Origin of the sequence: Sphingomonas sp. (genome assembly GCF_964263785.1) — a bacterium.
Lineage (GTDB): Bacteria > Pseudomonadota > Alphaproteobacteria > Sphingomonadales > Sphingomonadaceae > Sphingomonas.
Window position 1 is genome coordinate 1 of the sequence record NZ_CAXVWL010000083.1, and the last position, 16885, is coordinate 16885.

The 16885-nt window shown below is 68.4% G+C and carries 19 protein-coding genes and 1 pseudogene; 18 read left to right on the forward strand and 2 right to left on the reverse strand.

Annotation, left to right across the window (positions count from 1 at the left end; translation table 11 throughout):
• A pseudogene (locus ACE5C1_RS11205) lies at positions 1-331 on the reverse strand (flagellin protein FlaA); the annotation flags it as partial.
• A 228-nt stretch (positions 332-559) separates the two neighbouring features.
• On the opposite strand from ACE5C1_RS11205, the gene ACE5C1_RS11210 reads away from it, so the two are divergent.
• The 7 genes from ACE5C1_RS11210 to ACE5C1_RS11240 are packed head-to-tail and all read left to right on the forward strand — an operon-like array spanning position 560 to position 7327.
• A complete protein-coding gene (locus tag ACE5C1_RS11210) occupies positions 560-1831 on the forward strand; it encodes a sigma-54 interaction domain-containing protein (RefSeq protein WP_374944158.1) in 1272 nt (423 codons plus the stop codon).
• Complete coding sequence (gene fliE / locus ACE5C1_RS11215) at positions 1828-2187, forward strand: flagellar hook-basal body complex protein FliE (protein WP_374944159.1); 360 nt, start codon at positions 1828-1830, stop codon at positions 2185-2187. Before ACE5C1_RS11210 ends, fliE begins: the two co-directional genes overlap by 4 nt.
• A gap of 1 nt (position 2188) precedes the next feature.
• Positions 2189-3832, forward strand: coding sequence for a flagellar basal-body MS-ring/collar protein FliF (gene fliF, locus ACE5C1_RS11220; protein ID WP_374944160.1), 1644 nt, complete (start codon positions 2189-2191; stop codon positions 3830-3832).
• Positions 3829-4851, forward strand: coding sequence for a flagellar motor switch protein FliG (gene fliG / locus ACE5C1_RS11225; protein ID WP_374944161.1), 1023 nt, complete (start codon positions 3829-3831; stop codon positions 4849-4851). Before fliF ends, fliG begins: the two co-directional genes overlap by 4 nt.
• A complete protein-coding gene (locus ACE5C1_RS11230) occupies positions 4844-5599 on the forward strand; it encodes a FliH/SctL family protein (protein WP_374944162.1) in 756 nt (251 codons plus the stop codon). The genes fliG and ACE5C1_RS11230 overlap by 8 nt, the downstream gene beginning before the upstream one ends.
• Positions 5593-6921, forward strand: coding sequence for a FliI/YscN family ATPase (locus ACE5C1_RS11235; RefSeq protein WP_374944163.1), 1329 nt, complete (start codon positions 5593-5595; stop codon positions 6919-6921). Before ACE5C1_RS11230 ends, ACE5C1_RS11235 begins: the two co-directional genes overlap by 7 nt.
• Positions 6914-7327 carry a hypothetical protein gene (locus ACE5C1_RS11240; protein WP_374944164.1) on the forward strand — a complete coding sequence of 138 codons (414 nt, stop codon included), beginning with the start codon at positions 6914-6916 and terminating at the stop codon, positions 7325-7327. The genes ACE5C1_RS11235 and ACE5C1_RS11240 overlap by 8 nt, the downstream gene beginning before the upstream one ends.
• A 1280-nt stretch (positions 7328-8607) precedes the next feature.
• Here the strand turns inward: ACE5C1_RS11240 and ACE5C1_RS11245 are convergent.
• Positions 8608-8820, reverse strand: coding sequence for a hypothetical protein (locus ACE5C1_RS11245; RefSeq protein WP_374944165.1), 213 nt, complete (start codon positions 8818-8820; stop codon positions 8608-8610).
• 94 nt (positions 8821-8914) lie between these two features.
• On the opposite strand from ACE5C1_RS11245, the gene ACE5C1_RS11250 reads away from it, so the two are divergent.
• From ACE5C1_RS11250 to ACE5C1_RS11300, 11 genes are read left to right on the forward strand one after another with little or no spacing between them, the layout of a single operon-like run.
• Positions 8915-9745, forward strand: coding sequence for a flagellar hook-length control protein FliK (locus tag ACE5C1_RS11250; RefSeq protein ID WP_374944166.1), 831 nt, complete (start codon positions 8915-8917; stop codon positions 9743-9745).
• Positions 9746-9765: 20 nt separating this feature from the next.
• Positions 9766-10350, forward strand: coding sequence for a flagellar basal body-associated protein FliL (gene fliL, locus ACE5C1_RS11255; protein WP_374944167.1), 585 nt, complete (start codon positions 9766-9768; stop codon positions 10348-10350).
• Positions 10351-10353: 3 nt separating this feature from the next.
• Positions 10354-11319 (forward strand): flagellar motor switch protein FliM, encoded by a 966-nt coding sequence (locus ACE5C1_RS11260; protein WP_374944168.1) that lies wholly within the window; start codon positions 10354-10356, stop codon positions 11317-11319.
• On the forward strand, positions 11316-11618 hold the full coding sequence (gene fliN / locus ACE5C1_RS11265) for a flagellar motor switch protein FliN (RefSeq protein WP_374944169.1): 303 nt from the start codon (positions 11316-11318) through the stop codon (positions 11616-11618). The genes ACE5C1_RS11260 and fliN overlap by 4 nt, the downstream gene beginning before the upstream one ends.
• Before the next feature lies 1 nt (position 11619).
• Positions 11620-11874 (forward strand): flagellar biosynthetic protein FliO, encoded by a 255-nt coding sequence (locus ACE5C1_RS11270; protein ID WP_374944170.1) that lies wholly within the window; start codon positions 11620-11622, stop codon positions 11872-11874.
• Positions 11871-12734, forward strand: a complete 864-nt coding sequence (fliP, locus tag ACE5C1_RS11275) for a flagellar type III secretion system pore protein FliP (protein WP_374944171.1) — start codon at positions 11871-11873, stop codon at positions 12732-12734. Before ACE5C1_RS11270 ends, fliP begins: the two co-directional genes overlap by 4 nt.
• A gap of 4 nt (positions 12735-12738) precedes the next feature.
• Positions 12739-13008: a flagellar biosynthesis protein FliQ gene (gene fliQ / locus ACE5C1_RS11280; protein ID WP_374944172.1), complete on the forward strand. Its 270-nt coding sequence runs from the start codon at positions 12739-12741 to the stop codon at positions 13006-13008.
• On the forward strand, positions 13008-13778 hold the full coding sequence (gene fliR, locus ACE5C1_RS11285; protein ID WP_374944173.1) for a flagellar biosynthetic protein FliR: 771 nt from the start codon (positions 13008-13010) through the stop codon (positions 13776-13778). The genes fliQ and fliR overlap by 1 nt, the downstream gene beginning before the upstream one ends.
• Positions 13778-14905 (forward strand): flagellar biosynthesis protein FlhB, encoded by a 1128-nt coding sequence (locus ACE5C1_RS11290; protein ID WP_374944174.1) that lies wholly within the window; start codon positions 13778-13780, stop codon positions 14903-14905. Before fliR ends, ACE5C1_RS11290 begins: the two co-directional genes overlap by 1 nt.
• Positions 14906-14950: 45 nt before the next feature.
• Complete coding sequence (fliD, locus tag ACE5C1_RS11295; protein WP_374944175.1) at positions 14951-16480, forward strand: flagellar filament capping protein FliD; 1530 nt, start codon at positions 14951-14953, stop codon at positions 16478-16480.
• Entirely contained in the window at positions 16480-16878 is a 399-nt protein-coding gene (locus tag ACE5C1_RS11300; RefSeq protein WP_374944176.1) for a flagellar protein FliS, read from the forward strand. Before fliD ends, ACE5C1_RS11300 begins: the two co-directional genes overlap by 1 nt.
• The last annotated feature ends 7 nt before the right edge of the window (positions 16879-16885 follow it).

Below are 16885 nucleotides of genomic sequence, written 5' to 3' on the forward strand. Positions count from 1 at the left end.
TGTTGGACAGGTCGGTGGTCGAATAGGTGCCGTTCTTCGACTGGACGGTCAGCTCGCGCATCCGCTGCAGCATGTTGCCGACCTCTTCCAGCGCGCCTTCGGCGGTCTGCGCCATCGAGATGCCGTCGTTGGCGTTGCGGACCGCAACCGCCATCGACTTGACCGCGCTGGTCATGCGGCTCGCGATGGCCAGGCCGGCGGCGTCGTCCTTCGCCGAGTTGATGCGCTTGCCGGTGGACAGGCGCTCCATCGTGGTCGAGAGCGACATGGAAGCCATGCTCGACGCATTCGCGGCGCGGAGCGCCGAGACGTTCGTTCCGATAACAGTCATGGATAATCTCCGTTCTACAGCGATCCCCGCCGCCCCCAGAGCGAAGGGCCGAGCCGCTGCACCAAGGAACGGCCGATATCCCGGAACTTTAAGGTAAAAATCGCAGGCCTCGTGCGGGCCTCGCGCGCGCGCGATCCCGCGCCCGGACAACATTTGCCGGGCCGCCTGCAATTTTACGCAGCGTTAACCAGCGGCCGGGCAATGCATCGTTTGTACAAAGGAAACACGATGCGTTCAGTCCATGCTTCCGATACGATCAAGGCCCGCCGCTACGCCCTGCTGTCGTCGTTGCAGACGCAAGGGCTGAGCATCGGCGACGGCGTCAAACCGGCCGCGGGCGACCTGTTCCTGGTCGCGCACGGCGAGTATGTGCCGCTGTCGGCGCGCACCCTGGTGATCGGCGAAGAAGGACGGCAGGTGGTTCCGTTCCGCGACGGCAACCCGGCGCGCGTCACCTTCGGCAGCGACGACTCAGGCGTCGGCAACGCCTTTGCCCGCGCGCTGCTCGCCGGGCCCGAATCGCCCACCGCCGCCGATCCCGAGACGCTGGCGCTGTTCGCGCTGGCCGAGCGAGTCGCCGGGGCCGACATCACCGTGCTGGTCAATGGCCCGACCGGGACCGGCAAGGAAGTGCTCGCGCGCTACATCCACAATCATTCGCCCCGTGCGGACAAGCCGTTCATCGCGATCAACTGCGCCGCGCTCCCCGAATCGATGCTCGAAGCGCTGCTGTTCGGCCACCAGAAGGGCGCCTTCACCGGCGCGTCGTCGGGGGGCGAAGGCTTCTTCCGCGCCGCTGACGGGGGCACCCTGCTGCTCGACGAGATCGCCGAAATGCCGCTCAACCTTCAGGCCAAGCTGCTCCGCGTCCTCCAGGAACGCGAAGTCGTGCCGCTCGGCGCAAGCGTGCCGCAATCGGTCGACGTCCGCGTCATCGCCTGCGCCAACCGCGACCTCCAGGGCGAAGTCGCCGCGGGCCGCTTCCGCGCCGACCTCTATTACCGCCTGTCGGTGTTCCCACTCACCACCAAGCCGCTCGCCGAGCGCCGCGACGACATCCCCGCGCTCGCCGCGACGATGATCCTGCGCCATGCGGGCAGCCGCGCAACGATTCCTTGGCCTTCGCGCGAGGCGATCGCGCTGCTCCAGGCGCACGACTGGCCCGGCAACGTCCGCGAATTGGAGAACGTCGTCCAGCGCGCGCTGCTGTTCGCGGGCGGCGACACGATCGACGCGCAGCACATCGTCTTCGACCGCCCGTCCGCGCCGGTCCGGGCCTTCGCCAACGACGAAGCCGGGGGCCCCGCCACCTTGGGCAAGGTCGTCCAGATGAGCGAATTCGCCGCCATCCGCGAGACGCTGCGCCAATGTGGCGGCAGCCGGATCGAGACCGCCAAGCGCCTCGGCATCTCCGAACGCACGCTCCGCTACCGCCTCGCCAAGGCGCGCGAGCAGGGCGAAGAGATCGATGCGCCGCATAGCTGGGCGGCATCGGCATGAGCATCTCGGGTGTCGGCGGCGCGATGAGCGTCGACCGGGTGATGCAGCTTCGCGCGCAGATCCTGGAACGCAACCAGGCGCTGAAAAGCGCGAGCGAGGCGGCGTCCTCGCCTGCGCCGGTCACGTCGACCCAGCCGAGCAGCTTCGCCGACACGCTCGACACCGCGCTCAAGTCGGTCAACGATGGCCAGCAGCAGGCATCGAAACTCTCGGAAAGCTACGAGCGCGGCGAGACGGTCGACATCGCCAAGGTGATGCTCGCGCGCCAGCAGGCGTCGGTCGGCTTCGAAGCCACGCTCCAGGTCCGCAACAAGCTCCTTGCCGCCTACAAGGACATCATGAGCATGCCGGTCTGACATGAACGCGCTCACGACTACTCCCCCATCGCCGGAACGCTTCGCCAATCCGCTGATGCAGCTGAAGGGCGTCATGGCGCAGCCCGCGGTGCGCCGTTCGGCGCCGATGGCGCTGATGATCGGCCTGATCGCGGCGGCCGCGCTCGCGTGGATGTCGCTATCGACGCCCACGCAAAAGACGCTGTTCGCCGGGCTGGCCGACGCCGACAAGCAGGCGGTCACCGCCGCGCTCGACCAGGCGAGTATCCCGAGCCGCATCGACAACGGCACCGGCGCGCTGACCGTCGGCGAAGAAGATTACGCCAAGGCCAAGATGCTGCTGGCGGGCCAGAACCTGCCCAAGCAGGCGCCGGGCGGCTATGCGATCCTGGACCAAGTGCCGATGGGCGTGTCCCGTGCGGTCGAGGGCGAACGCCTTCGCCAGGCGCGCGAGACCGAGCTTGCGCGCTCGATCGAGGAGATCGACGCGGTTGCCGAGGCGCGCGTCCATCTCGCCACCCCCGAGGCTTCGGTGTTCGTCCGCGACAGCGCCGCGCCCTCGGCATCGGTCATCGTCAAGCTGAACGCCGGACGCTCTCTCAGCGACTCGCAGGTCCAGTCGATCGTCAATCTCACCGCATCGTCGGTGCCCGGCATGAAACCCGACGGCGTCACCATTGTCGACCAGTCGGGCGGCCTCCTTACCAAGCCCGGCGGGCGCGGCGGCGACGGCTCCGACGAACGCATCGAGTTTCAGCGGCGGCTGGAGGACAAATACCGCACCCAGCTCGTCCAGCTGCTGACCCCCTTGGTCGGGCAAGGCAATTTCACCGCCGAGGTTCAGGCCGACGTCGACCTCAGCGAAGTCCAGGCGACTCGCGAGAGCTATGACAAGGCCGGCGTGCTGCGCGCCGAGACCGGAAACTGGACCGGCGACCTCAAGACCGCGGCGACCCCCGGCGGCATTCCCGGTGCCTTGTCGAACACGCCGCCGCCCGCCAGCACGCTCCAGCAACCGCAGGCCGCGACCGGCAACCCCGGCACGCCCGCCGCGGGGGCCGCTGCGCCAGATCCCGCCAAGCAGTCGGACACCTTCCAGCGCGCCTACGATCTGGGTCGTGAAGTGTCGGTGACGCGTGGCGCGCCCGGCGGCGTCAAGCGCCTGTCGGTCGCGGTCCTCCTGCGCGATCCCGACAAGGGTCGACGGTCGCAGAACGAAATCCAGCAGATCAGCGATCTCGTGAAGAGCGCGGTCGGCTTCGACCAGGGCCGCAACGACAACGTAACGGTGATCAGCCGCAAGTTCGCCGGGGCGGACGCAATCCCCGACACCGCCAAATGGTACGACAACGCCTGGCTGCCGGTACTCGCACGCAACGCCACCGCGATCCTCATCGCGCTGCTCGTCCTGTTCCTCGGCGTCCGCCCCCTTGCCAAAGCGCTGATGAAGAAGCGCGAGGACGCGACCCCGCTCCCCGACTCGCCCGCGATCGGTGCAGCGGCCAACGTCGACACCCCCACCGTGGGCGCGCCGGTGACGCTCGACCAGCTCGAGACCACTCGTGGCTACGACCAGCGGATCGGCGCGGTTCGCGGCTTCACCCGCGATAACCCGGCGCGCGCCGCACTCGCGGTCCGTGACATGATCAAGTCGGAGGGCGCATGAGCGAGCTGCTCCCCGTTCCCGGAGCACGCTCGTACACCGGCGTCGAGCGCGCCGCGGTGCTGATGATGCTCGTCGGCGAGGAAGAGGCCGCGACCATTCTCCAGAAACTGGAGCCCGAGGAAGTGCGCCAATTGGGCGCGGCGATGTTCAAGGTCGCCGACGTCAGCGAGCAGGAGGTCGAGGACGTCCTCGACGATTTCGTCGGCCGCGCCCGCGCAAGGACCGACATCGGCTTCGATCCCCGTCCGCGCATCGAGGCGGTGATGAACCGCGCGCTCGGCCCCGAAAAGGCCGACAGCGTCCTCGCGCGGATCATCCCGCCCGAAGCCGCGTGCGAGATCGAGCTGCTCGACTGGCTCGACGCGACCGAGATTGCTGCGATGATCGAGAAGGAGCATCCGCAGATCGCCGCGGTGCTGATCGCCAATCTCGATCCCGCCGTCGCGGGGCAGGTGCTCGAACTTCTCCCCGACGCGATCCAGCCCGAAATCCTCCACCGCGTAGCCCGCCTCGGCCCGATCACCCCCGAGGCGGTCGAGACGTTGAAGCAGATGCTCGCCAACCGCGCGCACGGCGGCGCCAAGTCGCAGGGCGTCACGCTCGGCGGCACCCGCGAGGCCGCAAAAATTCTCCAAGGCGCGCGCAAGGCGACCGAGCAGCGGGTGATGCCCAAGCTGTTCAAGATCGACAAGGAGGTCGCGCGCGCCATCGAGGAGCAGATGTTCGTCTTCGACAACCTCCTCGACATGGACGACAAGAATTTGGGCACGCTGATCCGCAACATCGACGGCGACATTCTCACGCGGGCGCTGAAGGGCGTCGACGAGGCGGCGCGCAACCGCATTCTCGGCTGCATGTCGGCGCGCGCCGCCGACGGCATCCGCGACGAAATGGAGGCGCGCGGGCCGATGAAGATGTCCGAAGTCCTCGAAGCCCAGAAGGCGATGATCCAGACCGCGCGCGCGCTCGCCAAGGACGGCACCATCCAGATGGGCGGCGGCGAGGACGATTATGTCTGAGCCGCCATTCGCCCCAGGAAACGCGTTCGTCGCAGGGTTCGCCGCGCGTCACGACATGGCCGCCACGATGCTGGCGCAGGCGTTCGCGCCCGCGCCGGGCTTCGTCGCCACCGACATGGTCGTGCGCCGGAGCGGCCCCGTGTCCTTCTCTCCGCAGGGCGACGCCGCCCCACGCCCGCGCCACTTCAGCCCCGCTGATCGCGACAGCAACCCGACCGAGGGCTGGGACCCGCTCGCCTGCGATGCGGGGACCAACGACCACCTCGACCCGCTGATCGCCGCACATGCCGCCGGCTATGCCGAGGGCCTCGCCGCTGCCAAGGCGGAGGCCGAAACCCTCGCAGCGCGCGACCGCGATTTACTCGCCGGGCTCGCCGAAGGGTTGGGTGCGGGCACAAGGTTCGACCGCGACCGCATCGCCGAACAGCTGCGCACCACCGTCCTCCACCTCGTCACCCGCTTGGTCGGCGAGGTCGGCATTGCGCCGGACATCCTCGCCGCGCGGATCGAGGCGGCGTCGGACTGCCTGGCCGACGCGAGCGAATCGGCGATGCTGCGCGTCCACCCCGACGATGTCGCGCTGCTCGAAGGCCGCCTGCCCGCCACCGTGTTCGCGATCGGCGATGCGCACGTCGCGCGCGGCAGCTTCGTTCTCGAATCGGCATCCACGCTCGTCGAGGACGGCCCCGAGCTCTGGCTCGAACAGCTCGCCCGCGCGATCGACAAGGTCCCGGTTCCCAAATGCTGAACCGGTTCACGTCGGAGTATCTCGACGGCCTTGCCAACACGAATTTCGCGCCTGCGCCGAAGGTCTCCGGGCGCTTGTCGTCATTCGACGGGCTGCTGATGGAGGCGATCGGCCTGACCCTTCCCGTCGGCACCGTCTGCCGGGTTGGCGATGCGGCGTCGGGGGTCGAAGCGGAGGTGATCGGCTTCCGCAACGGCCGCACGATCATGATGAACCTTGGCGGCCCCGCGCCGCTGCTCCCCCGCGCGCCCGTGCGCCCGATCGGCGCGCCGGGCGAAGCGGAGGTCGGTGCGGCGATGCTGGGGCGCGTCGTCGATGGCGCGGGCAAGCCGATCGACGGGCTCGGTCCTATCCGCGGCGCCGGCCGCTGGCCCCTCGCAGGCAAGCTTCAGTCGCCGCTCGATCGTGGCCGGGTGCGCGAACCGATGGACGTCGGCGTTCGCGCGATCAACGGGCTTCTCACCATCGGCCAGGGCCAGCGCGTCGGCATCATGGCGGGCTCCGGCGTCGGCAAGTCGGTGCTGCTCGGCATGATGGTCCGCGCGGCTGAGGCCGACGTCGTCGTCATCGGCCTGATCGGCGAACGCTCCCGCGAAGTCGCCGATTTCCTCGAAACCAAGGTCGCGGGCGAAGCGCGCACCCGCTCGGTCGTCGTTGCGGTCCCCGCCAACCATTCCCCGGTCCTGCGCATTCGGGGAGCCTTGCGCGCCACCGCCATCGCCGAAGCCTTTCGCGACGAGGGCAAGAAGGTTCTGCTCATCATGGACTCGCTCACCCGCGTCGCGCATGCGGGCCGCGAGATCGGTCTCGCCCTCGGCGAACCCGCCAGCGCGCGCGGCTATCCGCCCAGCGCCATCGCCATGCTCCCCAACCTCATCGAACGCGCAGGATCGGACGCGCACGGAACCGGTTCGATCACAGCAATCTACACCGTGCTGGCGGACGGCGACGACGGCAACGACCCCGTCGTCGACTCCGCCCGCTCGATCCTCGACGGCCACATCGTCCTCTCCCGCGCGCTCGCCGAGCGCGGCGTCTATCCCGCAATCGACGTCGGCCCGTCGGTCAGCCGGGTGATGAACGACATCGTGCCGCGCGTGCATGCGCTCGCGGCACGCACGCTGCGCCGCCATCTCGCGACCTACGAAGAGAACCGCGACCTCGTGCTGATGGGCGCGTACCGGGCGGGTGCAGATCCGGCGATCGACGCCGCCATCGCCTATCACCCCGCCATTATGGAATATGTCCGCCAGGATGCGGACGCGAGCGTCACGCTGGCGGATGCGGTCGAGGAACTGTGCGGCGTCTTTGGCGATGCCTGACAAGCGCAAGCTGACGCGCATCCACCGCGTCCGCACATTGCAGCTCGGTCTCGTCCGCGCGGAGGAGATGCGCGCGCTCGATCGCGTAACCAGCGAGACCCAGCTCGCCGACCGCATCGCTACCCTCGCCGCCGCGGTAGCTCCGAGCAATGGCGCAGGCTTCAGCTTCGCCGCTTCCGCCCACTACCGCGAACGTCTGCTCCAGTCCGCCGAAGCCGCGGACTCGCGCGTCCGCACCGCGCGCTTCCAGTCGGTCCAGGCGAGCAAAAACACCAAGGCCGCGCACCGCGACCAGGTCGCAGTCGAAAAGCTGATCGCGCGCGCCGACGCCGATCTGGCCTTGCGCGAACTCCGCGATCTCCAGAACGCCGCGCCGACGCGCAAAATCCGGCACGATCCTTGCTGAGCGCATCGGTGAAACCGATGCGTCTAGGCTCCAAGCTCCCTAATGATCCCCACCGCCGCCATATCCCGACCCTTCCTACTCTTCCCCGCCGCACCCGCGGCGAGCGGAGACGCGGCGGCGTTCGCGCTGTCGCTCGCCACAATGATCGACATAGGCGGGCAGGTGGCTGCCGCCCCCGGCAAGCCGTTGCCGTCGGTTCCGGTTGCGCCGGTGAGCGCCGCTCCGGCAACGATCGACCTCGGCATGGAGCCGGTCGCCGCCACGCCGAGCGTAGAAGAAACCATCGACGCCCCTGACAGCTTCCTGCCGATCGCGACGCCCGCACGGGCGGATTTCGCCGCAACAACGATCCCGACGCCGTCTGCGCCCGAGTCCGCTCGCACCGATGCGCCCGACAGCCCGTCAAGGCTCCAGGTAGTCTTCGCCGCAGAGCGCCCCGGCCCCGCTACGGTCCCGGCAGCCGGTCTGCCCGACGCGACCGGTTCGACCAGCGGCTTGAAACCGGCCTCGACATCGACGCTTCCCGCTGAAACACTGCCGGAAGAAGTGCGATCCCCGGCAGCGATCCATGGCGACGATCCCGTGCGGGCGGCTTACGCCCACCCGATCGCCGCCGAAGCGGTGCCGCCGCTCGCCGATGCTCCCGCGCCATCCGACGATGCGGTGCAGACCGCGCCTACGTTGCCGTCTCGCGCAGATCACGTTGCTCCCGCCGCGCGTCGCGCAACGACGCTCCGCTGCCCCGAAAGCAAGATCCGGTCACAGGGCATTCCGGAACCAAAGAACGACCACCCGCCCCGGGATGGGAAGGAGCCCACGCCCATAACCACTCTGCCGACGCCGGTTCTGGTCCGCGCGCCTGTCTTACCCGAAGCACTCGCCGGGCCGCCCGCGACCGCATCCGCTTCGCCGGCTCCCACCCGCGACGGTCCAGCGATCACGCCGCGCGGCCTCTTGGCGCCGACGGCCAAGCCGCAGCACGCCAGTCTACCACCGATGCCGACCGAGGCCGCCGCATTGCCGACGATGCCTACACCGGCTGCGTCCAAGCCTCTTTCGCCTTCTGGAGCGCCGAGCGCCAGCGTGACTGCCGCGATTCCCGGTACCCCACGCGCACCAGTCGCGAGCTCGACTCCGCGCGAGGTGCAGGCCGATCCGGCGGCGACTCGACCCACCGATACCGGCGATCATTCCAGGGGGGGCGCAGCGAAGCTCGCAGCGAGCGTCGCGTCCATCGCGATCGGCGAGCAGCACGCGGCGAACTCCGGTGCGCCGCCAGTTCAACCGGCAGAACGCTCGCCGAACGATCCGCCGATGACTTTTGCGCCGGACCTGGACAAAGCGAAGCGCGCGCCGTCGCCCATTCCGACTCCACCCGCAAACGATTCCGCGACCGCCTCGGTGCCGTCGAAGTCGGCGCAGGTCATCGATGGCGCGCCATCACCGGCTGCGCCCATGGCCTCGCGGCTTGCAACGGCCGCATCCGCGACCATCGCGCCCGCACCGGGCCGACCCATAGCGACGGGGTCCGCCGCCACGCTCTCACCGGCCGGCCCGGCCCTGTCCGCCTTGAAGGATACCGTGAGGTTGCAGGGATCGACGGCTACGGTCGCGCCGGCGCTCCGCGGCGAATCCTTGCTGGCCGCCGATCTACGCCACTCGGCGACGGGCGGTCCGGCGCCGGTGACCCAACCAGCGCCGCCACGCCCCGCTGCGCCCGGGAACGAGCCAATCCGCCTCGCCGAGGCGACGTCCACCCCGGCTCGCTCCGTCGACACGCCGCACAACGATGCCGATGCCCGTTCGCCCGCACCTGTCACCCTTGTCGCTTTGCCCAGCGGGCAAGCCCCGATGATCGCCGCGGGCGCGACTGCCCCCGCGTTCCGTCTGTTCGCCGAGGCGATCCACGCCGCGCGCCGTGACGAGCGCGCAGAGGACTCGCTCGCGCCGCCGCCGGTCGCCGCGACCGACCCGGTCCGCGCCGCGCTTCCCGTCGCGCCTTCCGACGGCGCGTCGCTCGACATGGCCGATCATCGCTGGCCGCATGCGATGGTCGACCGGATCGAGGCGCTGCGCGACGCCGCGAGCGCCGCCGCCGATGCGGCGAGCACCAGCATCCGCCTCCTGCCCGAAAAGCTCGGCGCCATCGACGTGTCGGTGCGGCGCGAGGGTGACGTCGTTCACGTCCACTTCGCCGCCGAACAGGCCGCGACGCGCACGCTGCTGAACGACGCTCAGCCGCGGCTCACCGAACTCGCCGAAGCGCGCGGGCTCAAGCTCGGACAGGCGAGCGTCGGCGCAGGAACGGACGGGAACGCGCAGCGCCAGCCTGTTCCGCAACCCGCTCGCCTTTCCACCGCACCTGCCAAGGCAGCGCGCGACGACGAACCCGAACCCGCAACCACCCGGGTCGCCTGACCCGATCAAGGACTTGAGACATGGCCGACAAGATCGAAGACGCGCCCAAGAAGAAGGGCAAGAAGGGCAAGATCGTCGTGATGGCAATCGGCGGCATCGTGCTGATCGGCGGCGGCATCGCTGGCGGGATGTACGCCGGCGGCGCGATGGCGGGCGGGCATGCCGCGGCGGAGGACAAGGGTCCCAAGCTCGTCCCCAAGGACGAACAGAAGCGCGGCGGCGGTGGCGAGGGCGAGGAGGGCAAGAGCGAAGAAGTGCGCGGTGCCTCGGGCGAGGGCGGCGACAAATATGCCTCCAACTATTACGCGATGGAGAAGGACTTCACCTCGAATCTGCGCGACTCGGTGCATTTCGTACAGATGGGGCTGGCGGTGTCGACGGCCTATGACGACACCGTCATCGACAACCTCAAGACCAACGATATCGCGATCCGCTCGGCGATCCTGATGACGCTCGGCGACACCACCGAGGACCAGGTGTTTTCGTCGGAGGGCAAGAAGCAGCTCCAGAAGCGGCTGACCGATTCGATCAACGCGACACTGAAGCAAAAAGAGGGTTTCGGCGGGATCAGTAACACTTACTTTACCAGTTTCGTCGTTCAGTGAGGCATGGTTAACGCCGCCGCAACGCTCCGCCCCCATGATCGCCGTGCCCGTCCGCGCGGCGGCAGCGACGCGATCGGCGGCGCGTCGCACGACGGCATGTTCGGCGCGGCCAAGCTCAACCCGTTCGGCGACCTCCACGCGCTTCAGCACCTTTCGGCCCGCTTCGCGCGCACCCTGCGCGGGGTGTTCGAACCGCTGCTGCGTACCGAAGTCCGCACCTTTGCCGAGCCGCTCGTCGTGCAGCGCTTCGCCGATTACCGCCACGAACGCGGCGACGGGCTGACCGCCTGGCTGCCGCTGGCGATGGGTGGGGAGGGCCAGTCGCTGTGTGTCCTCGACGGCCGGTTCGTGCTGGAACTGCTCGACTTGTTCTTCGGCGGGACCGGTGCGGCCCCCAATGCGCTGCCGGCAGAGTTCTCCCCCGCCGCCGAGGCGATGGTCGCGCGCATCGGTGAGCTGATCGCCGCCCCGTTGCGTACCGCTTGGGAGCCGCTCGCGCGCATCGACTTCGCGGTCGGGCGGGTCGAGGCGAATGCGGCGATGCTGCACGGTATCGATGGCGACGACGCAATGATCGTCACTCGCTTCGGTATCGCCGCAGGGGCCGCCAAACCCGTCGTCGTCGACCTCGTCTACCCGGTCGCCGCGCTGAAACCCCATGGCACCGCGCTGACCGGTAAGGTCGTGAGCAAGTCCGCCGAGCCTAACGCCGCTTGGCGCGCCGGGCTGACCCGCTCGGCAATGGCGGTCAAGTTTCCCGTCCGCTCGGTGCTGGCCGAACCAATAGTGGCGCTATCGCTGCTGATGGATCTCAAACCCGGCGACGTCATCCCGATCAGCTTCGGCCCTGAAGTGCCCGTGATGGTCGGCCGCGACCGCATCGGCTCGGGCACCGTCGGCACCTCCAACGGGCGCGCCGCCATTCGCCTCACCACTCTCGCTTCGCTCGATCAAGGAACAGATTCATGAACGCCATGACCGGCGAACTGACCGCGGATACGTCCCTTGCCGCCAATTTCCGGCTGCTCCAGGACGTCGACGTCAAGCTGACCGTCGAGATCGGGTCGACCCAGCTCACCCTGCGCGAGCTGCTCGCGCTCGGTGAATCGAGCGTGATCGAGCTCGACCGCCAGGCCAACGAGCTGCTCGACGTCTTCGTCAACGGCACGCTGATCGGCCGCGGCGAGGTCGTGACCGTCGGCGAACGCTTCGGCGTGCGTATGACCGAACTGGTCAGCCCGGATAAGGCCGGGCTCGGGCGCGCCTGACATGCTCTGGTCCTATATCCTCAAGCTCGTCATCCTCCTGCCGCTTGTCTGCGGGCTGATGATCGGCTGCCTCTATCTCTGGCGCCGCCTCGAAAGCCGCATGCCCGGCAAGACCGCGACCCGGCTCGTCACCGTCAAGGAAACGATGATGATCTCGCCAGGCCTGCGCCTCGCGGTGCTCGATTTCGAGGGCCGGCGCCTGCTGGTGTCCGTCGGGCGCGGCGGCGTCACCCTGGTCGATAAGGTCGACGCATGAGTTCTGTCCGTCGCCTCGGCACCGGCCCGGCGCTGATCCGCGAAGCCGAGACTCCCGCCGTACAGTCCGGCGGTCGCCTGATCTGGATCGTCCTCGCGATCCTGCTTGCGCTGCTCGTCGCCGTCCCCGCCTTTGCGCAAGCGGCTCCGGCTCCCGGCGTCGGGGATGCGGTCGACCGCGCGCTCGGCCAGCTCGGCGGGGCGCAGGCGAGCGGCACCGGCCAATCGGGTTCGCTGTCGCTTTCCTTGCAAGTCCTCATCATCATGGGGCTGCTGACGCTGCTCCCGGGCATCCTGCTGATGATGACCAGCTTCACCCGCATCGTCATCGTCCTCGCCATCCTGCGCCAGGCGATGGGGCTCCAGCAGACCCCGCCCAACCAGGTCCTGATCGGGCTTTCGCTGTTCCTGTCGCTCTTCATCATGGCCCCCACCATTCAGCAGATGAACACGCAGGCCATCCAGCCCTACGCCGCGGGCCAGATCGCGGGGACGCAGATGATCCAGGCCGCGGGCGCGCCCTTGCACGCCTTCATGACCAAACAGACCCGCAAGAAGGATCTGACGATGTTCGCGCAGATGGCCAAGACCGGCCCGTTCGCGACGCCGACCGACGTACCCTATGCGGTCCTCCTCCCCGCCTTCATCACCAGCGAGCTGAAGACCGCGTTTCAGATCGGTTTTCTGATCTTTCTGCCCTTCATCGTCATCGACCTGGTGGTCGCCACCGTCCTGATGGCGCTCGGCATGATGATGCTCTCGCCCCAGATCATCTCGCTGCCGTTCAAGCTGCTGCTGTTCGTCCTCGTCGACGGCTGGGCGCTGACGATGGGCAGTCTGGCCAACAGTTTCGCGAGTTAGCCGCATGGACGCCGATTATTTCCTGACCGTCGCCAACCAGACGATGTGGGTGCTCGCGCTCGCCTCGGCACCGATCCTGATCCCGGTGCTCGTCTCGGGCCTGCTGATCGGCATGGTCCAGGCCGCGACCTCGATCAACGAGCAGACCTTGAGCTTCGTCCCCAAGCTCGTCGTCGTCGCACTCGCGATCCTGATCTTCGGCAGCCTCATCCTCGGGCTGCTGAGCGACTTCACGATCGGCATGTTCGAGCGCATTCCCGAACTCGTCAAATAATGTTGGGCTTCGGCCTTTCGATCGAGCCCCAGGTTTGGGCGCTTGTGTTCGTCATGATCCGCATCGGCGCGGCGTTCGTCGTTGCGCCGGTTTTTGGAGCGGTCTCCATTCCGCTGCCCTTGCGCATCGGCATCTCGGGCGCAATCGGGTTTCTCGTACTCGCCACGCACCGGATCGTCCCCCCTGCGCAGATCTTCGGCGTCGCCACCTTCCTCGCGGTCGCCGCCGAGGTGCTCGTCGGACTGGCGCTCGGCTTTGTCCTCCAAATCGCGTTCGCCGCGCCGCTCGTCGCGTCCGAGCTGATCGGCGGCGCGATGGGGATCGGCTTCGCGTCGTCGGTCGACCCGCAGAACGGTCGCCCCAGCCCGGCGCTCGGCCAGTTCTTCTCGGTCATGCTGACCCTGCTCTTCCTTTCGGTCGACGGTCACCTCGTCCTCGTCGACATGCTGGTGAAGAGCTACGACGCGATGCCGCCGGGTGAGTGGATGGCTCCCGCGCGCCTAAAGAACATCGCGCTGTTCGGCGGTTATGCCTTTCTCGCCGGGCTGCTGCTCGCGCTCCCGGTGGGCTTCCTACTGCTGTGCCTCAACCTTGTCGTCGGGATGATGAGCCGCGCTGCGCCCGCACTGAACCTGTTCGCGGTCGGCCTTCCCGCATCGCTGGCGGTCGGGGTCGTAGCGCTCGCGATCGCCTTCCCCGCAATGGGCGACTACATGCTCATCATCATCCGCGAAGCGCTCGACGCCACCTATAATCTGGTGCTCGGCTGATGTCGGAGGCGGGCGGCGACAAGACCGAAGCCCCAACCCAGAAGCGCAAGGACGATGCGCGCGACAAGGGCGACACCCTCAAGAGTCGCGAGCTCGGCACCGCGCTGGTGATGATGGCGGGAGTCGCGTGGATCGCCGCGTTCGGCCCCGCGCTGCTCGGCGCGTGCAAGGCGATCATGTCCGCCAGCTTCCAGTTCACGCATGCCGACGTCGAGGATTTCGCGCCGTGGCGTCCGCTGATCGAGGCCGGCTGGCGGCTCGCCACGCCGTTGATCTCGCTGTTCGCGATCACGATCGTCGCCGCGATCCTCAGTCAGGCAGGACTCGGCTCGTTGCGCTTCAACGGCGGGCTGATGGCCCCTAAGTTCAATCGCATCAACCCGGCTTCGGGACTCGCACGCATCTTTGGACCGACCGGCTGGATCGAACTCGGCAAGTCGCTGCTCAAGGTCGTGCTGCTCGGCGCGATCGGCTATTACATGCTGCGCAAGGTCGCCGCACAATCGATGGGGCTGGCCACCTCCGATCTAGGAACCGCTCTGGGCGCGATCGGCGGCACATTCGTCGCGGTGCTGATCGCGATGGCCGCAGGGCTCGTCGCGATTGCGGGAATCGACGTACCGATCCAGATCGTCCGGCTGCTCGGCAAGCTGCGCATGACCAAGCAGGAGGTCAAGGACGAGCACAAGCAGACCGAAGGCTCGCCCGAAGCCAAGGCGCACCAGCGCGCTATGGCGCGCGAACTCGCACAAGGCGGACCGCGCAAGGCGCTCAGCGAAGCGCATGTCGTTCTCACCAATCCCACCCATTTTGCGGTGGCGCTCCGTTACGACCGCGGACGCGATCAGGTGCCGGTGGTGGTCGCAAAGGGACGCGGCGCAACCGCGCTCGCGATCCGCGAACTCGCGACGGAGTTCGCGCTTCCCGTCCTCGAATATCCGAGCCTCGCCCGCGCGGTCTATTACACCAGCCGCGAGGGGCAGGAGGTTCGCGACGACCTCTACCATGCGATCGCAACGGTGCTCGCCTTCGTCTTCAACCTGAACGCTGCCGTCGACGCAGCGCTGCCGCCGGTCGACGTGCCCGATACTGCGCGCTTCGACGAGAACGGCGCGAAACTGCGCTAAATTTACGCGCTGCCCAGCCGTTCTACAGCACAGCGAGGATCCGGCATGACGACGACCACCAGCACGACCTCGACCTCCACCGCCACCAGCGCGACGCAATCGCTGCTGACCTCGCTCGGCACCGGCTCGGGCATCGACACCTCCGCGCTCGTCACCTCCCTCGTCCAGGCGCAGTTCGCCGCCAAGACGAGCACGCTGACCGCGAAGGCAGAGACGCTCACCAAGCAGATTTCCGGTGTCGCGACGCTGAAAAGCACCGTTACCGCATTTGCGACTGCGCTCGAGTCCCTGGTCAAGGGCGGCACGCTCCAGACCCAGCCGACCGTCTCCGACACTGGTGTCCTCACCGCAACGGCGATCCCCGGCGCGAAGCTGTTGGCGCTGTCCTCCACCATCGCCGTCGGCCGCCTCGCCACCGCGCAAGCCGCCGCCTCGGGCGCGATCCGCGACAAGGACGGCGTCGTCGCCACCGCGACCACCGCATTGTCGAGCGCGCCCGCGCAGTTCAAGATCACCCTGGGCACCGCGACCTACGCCGCCGACGGAACGTCGATGACCGACTTCGCCCCCGGCATCGCCGCGGCGATCACGGTCGACATCCCCGCCGCCAATTCCGGCCCCGCAGGAATCGCGGCGGCGATCAACGCGAACAAGGCAGGCGTCACCGCCACCGTCGTCACCGGCGCGAACGGCGCAGCGTATCTGTCGCTTAAGGGCGCGACCGGCACCACCCAGGCGTTCACGCTGGAGGCGACGACCGACCCCGACGGCACGATGGCGCAGTTCCGCGTCATGCCGCCGCTCGACGACGGCAACGGCAACACCGCGCCTGCAACCACGAACCTGACGAGCAAGGCGCTCAACGCCCAGCTCACCGTCGACGGCATCGCGGTCGAGCGCGCCGGTAACACCGTCGGCGATCTCGTCGCGGGCGTGAAGCTTCAGCTGTCGAAGATCTCGGCCATCCCCGTGACGCTCGGCGCGACCAGGCCGACCGACGGCCTGACCCAGGCGGTCAACGACTTCGTCGAGACCTACAACCAGGTTCTCGCGGTCATCACCGAGCAGACCAATGCGGTCGACGGCCCGTTGCGCGCCGATCCCGCGGCCAAGTCGCTCCTCAAGTCGCTCCAGGGCATCACGCTCAAATCGCTTGTCCCCGGTAGTGCGGCGGGTAGCCCCGCGACGCTGTCCGCGATCGGCGTCACCACCAACCGCGACGGCACGCTCGCCGTATCGAGCGCCCGGCTCACCAGCGCGCTCGCAACCGATCCCGACGCGGTAGAGGCGATGTTCGCCTATTCAGCCGACTCGTCGGCGGGGCTGTCGGCGGTCCTCAAGACGCTCTCGACCGAGGTCGCCAACACCACCTATGGCCTGGGTGCGTCGACCGCGCGCTACGCCAAGGCACAGACTCTGCTCGCCACCGACCAGGTAAAGGTGGCCGACCAGTCGACGTCGCTGACCACCCGCCTGACCAAGCAATATGCCTCGATGAATGCCGCGGTCAGTGCGTACAAATCCACGCAGGCCTATATCGAGCAGCAAGTCGCGATCTGGACCAAGAGCAACTGATGGCCTACGCCCGCGCCTTCGCGCACGATGCCGCCGCCACCTATCGCCGGATCGACGTTGCCGGCCGCACGACCGGCGCAGACGGCCCGGCGCTCGTCCAGCTGCTCTACGAGGAGCTGGTCTCGGCCTTGCGCGCCGCTGCCTTCGCCACCGAACGCGGCAAGGGGGCGCTCAAGAGTGAACGCGTCACCCGCGCCACCGCGATCCTCTTCGCGTTGGAGGCGGGGCTCGACTTCGCCAGCAACCCCGAGCTCTCGGGCACGCTGTCGCGCCTGTACGGCGGTGCGCGCCGCACGGTCGTCGAAGCCTCGATCGGTCACGACCCCACACCGTTCCGCGACGCCGCCACGATGCTCGAAGAGATCGCTACGGCCTGGCGCACCGCGCGGGCGGCTTAGGGTCCCG